The following is a 3,026-nucleotide window of genomic DNA, read 5'->3' on the forward strand; positions in this document are numbered from 1 at the left end:
CCGCCCGCCCCCGCCGGAGGGGACGGGCCCACCGTTCGGTAGACTCGCGCTCATCCGGACGGGGCCACCCGCACGGGCCCCGTCTTTCCGCGGCCACCGGCCGCGGACCTCGCACCGTGCCTTCCGAAATGAGGACCCCATGGGCATCGCCACCCCGTCGGCCGCGCGCCGCCGTCGTCTCCTGCTCCCCGCCGCCGCGCTCGGCGTCTCCGGCCTGCTGCTGACCGCGTGCGGCGCCCCGCCGGAGCAGTCCGAGGCCTCGGGCTCCGGCGCCGCCGAGAGCGAGGCCATCGCCACCGTGGACGGCGTCGGCTCGGACAACAAGGACTACAAGGCCTGCATCGTCTCGGACGAGGGCGGCTTCGACGACCGCTCCTTCAACCAGTCCTCCTACGAGGGCCTCAAGGCCGCCGAGGAGGCCTACGGCATCACCACCAGCGAGGCCGAGTCGAACGAGCCCAGCGAGTACACCCCGAACGTGACCGCCATGGTCAACGGCGACTGCGACGCCGTCATCGGCGTGGGCTTCCTCCTCGGCGACGCCATGAAGCCGATCGCCGCGCAGCACTCGGACACCCACTTCTTCGGCGTGGACGTCACCGACGGCGACTTCACCGACAACTTCCAGAAGCTCACCTACGACACGGCGCAGGCGGCGTTCCTGGCCGGGTACCTGGCGGCGGGCACCACCGAGACCGGCACCGTGGCCACCTACGGAGGGGCCGAGATCCCCACCGTCACCATCTTCATGGACGGCTTCGCCCGCGGCGTGGAGCACTACAACGAGGTCAAGGACAAGGACGTCAAGGTCCTGGGCTGGGACAAGGACGCGAAGACCGGCTCGTTTACGGGCGACTTCGAGAACGTGGCCAACGGCAAGACGAACACCGCCAACTTCATCAACGAGGGCGCCGACATCGTGATGCCGGTGGCGGGCCCCGTGGGCCTGGGCACCCTGGACGCCGTCCGCGAGGCGAACCAGGGCGGCAAGGACGTCAAGGTCATCTGGCCGGACTCGGACGGCTACGAGTCCACCAAGGACGGCAACCTGATCCTCACCTCGGTGAAGAAGAACATGGGCCAGTCCGTCACCGACGTGATCGCCGCGGACCTGAAGGACGAGTTCTCGGCCGAGCCCTACGTGGGCACGCTGGAGAACAAGGGCGTCGAGCTGGCCCCGTTCCACGACTTCGAGGACACGGTGCCGCAGGAGCTCAAGGACGAGCTCAAGGACCTCGAGGCGAAGATCATCTCGGGCGAGCTGAAGGTCGGTTCGGAGTACTCCCCGGAGGCCTGACCCGCCTCGCCACCGCCGCGGGGCCGGCCCGGACCCCTCCGGACCGGCCCCGCGGCGCGCGGGCGCCCGGCCCGCCCCCGCCGCCGAGCGCGGCACCACGAGCATCGACCAGACGGAAGGCCCTCGATGAGGCTCGAACTGCGCGGGATCACCAAGCGCTTCGGCTCGTTCGCCGCGAACGAGGACGTGAACCTGACCGTGGAGTCGGGGCGGGTGCACACCCTCCTCGGCGAGAACGGCGCCGGCAAGTCCACCCTGATGAACGTCCTCTTCGGGCTCTACGAGCCCACCGAGGGGGAGATCCTCCTCGACGGCGAGCCCGTCCGGTTCTCCGGTCCCGGTGAGGCCATGCGCGCGGGCATCGGCATGGTGCACCAGCACTTCATGCTCGTGCCCGTCTTCACGGTGGCCGAGAACGTGGCCCTCGGCGACGAGCACACCCGCGCCCTGGGCGTGCTCGACCTCGAGGCCACCCGCCGGCGGATCCGGGAGATCTCCGCGCAGTACGGCTTCGACGTGGACCCGGACGCCGTCGTCGAGGACCTGCCCGTGGGCGTGCAGCAGCGCGTCGAGATCATCAAGGCCCTCGTCCGCGACGCGCGCATCCTCATCCTGGACGAGCCGACCGCCGTGCTCACCCCCCAGGAGACCGACGAGCTGCTCGGCATCATCCGGCAGCTGCGGGCGGACGGCACGGCGATCGTGTTCATCTCCCACAAGCTGCGCGAGGTCAAGGCCGTCTCGGACGACATCACCGTGCTGCGCCGCGGCCGCGTGGTCGGCACGGCGGAGCCCTCCGCCGAGGCCGCCGAGCTGGCCGCCCTCATGGTGGGCCGGAACGTCGTCCTCGAGCGGCGCAAGACGGCCCCGACCCTGGGGGAGGAGACGTTCCGCGTCGAGGACCTCTCCGTCGTCTCGCCCACGGGCCAGGTGCTGCTGGACGCCGTGTCCTTCGCCGTCCGCCAGGGCGAGGTCCTCGCCGTGGCCGGTGTGCAGGGCAACGGGCAGACCGAGCTGACCGAGGCGATCATGGGCCTGGTCAAGGCCACCGGCTCCGTCACCCTGGACGGCCGGGAGCTGATCGGCCGGTCCACCCGCCAGATCATCCGCGCCGGCGTCGGCTTCGTGCCCGAGGACCGCTCCACGGACGGGCTCGTCGGCCCGTTCTCCGTGGCGGAGAACATGGTGCTCAACCGGTACGACGTCGCCCCGGCCGGCAACGCCGTGCAGATGCGCCCCGCCGCGGTGCGGGCGCTCGCCGAGCGCCGCGTGGCCGAGTTCGACGTCCGCACCCAGGGCGTGGACCTGCCGGTCTCCTCCCTCTCGGGAGGCAACCAGCAGAAGGTCGTCATGGCCCGCGAACTCGTGGACGGGCTGCGCCTGTTCATCGCCTCGCAGCCCACGCGCGGCGTGGACGTCGGCTCGATCGAGTTCCTGCACGACCGGATCATCGCCGAGCGCGACGCCGGCACCCCCGTGCTGATCGTCTCCACCGAGCTGGACGAGGTCCTCGAGCTGGCGGACCGGATCGCCGTGATGTACCACGGGCGGATCGTCGGCATCGTGCCGGGGGACACCTCGCGCGAGACGCTCGGCCTCATGATGGCCGGCCAGACCCCCGACGACGCGGCCCTCGCCTCCGGCGCAGACGTCGCCGCGGGCACGCCCGGCACCGCCGGTGAGGCGCCCGCCGCCCACCCCACCACGGAAGGAGAGCGCCCGTGAGCAC

The 3,026-nt window shown here is 71.5% G+C and carries 2 protein-coding genes; both read left to right on the forward strand.

The genetic code is table 11. The features are described 5' to 3' along the window. Positions 1–139 precede the first annotated feature (139 nt). The gene (locus J1M38_RS05685) at positions 140–1,297 is read left to right on the forward strand and encodes a BMP family protein (protein ID WP_060974005.1); all 1,158 of its coding nucleotides are present in this window, start codon (positions 140–142) and stop codon (positions 1,295–1,297) included. A gap of 126 nt (positions 1,298–1,423) precedes the next feature. Further along, entirely contained in the window at positions 1,424–3,022 is a 1,599-nt protein-coding gene (locus tag J1M38_RS05690; protein ID WP_036313325.1) for an ABC transporter ATP-binding protein, read from the forward strand. The last annotated feature ends 4 nt before the right edge of the window (positions 3,023–3,026 follow it).

This window comes from Micrococcus sp. KRD070 (assembly GCF_017168435.1).
Classification (GTDB): domain Bacteria; phylum Actinomycetota; class Actinomycetes; order Actinomycetales; family Micrococcaceae; genus Micrococcus; species Micrococcus luteus.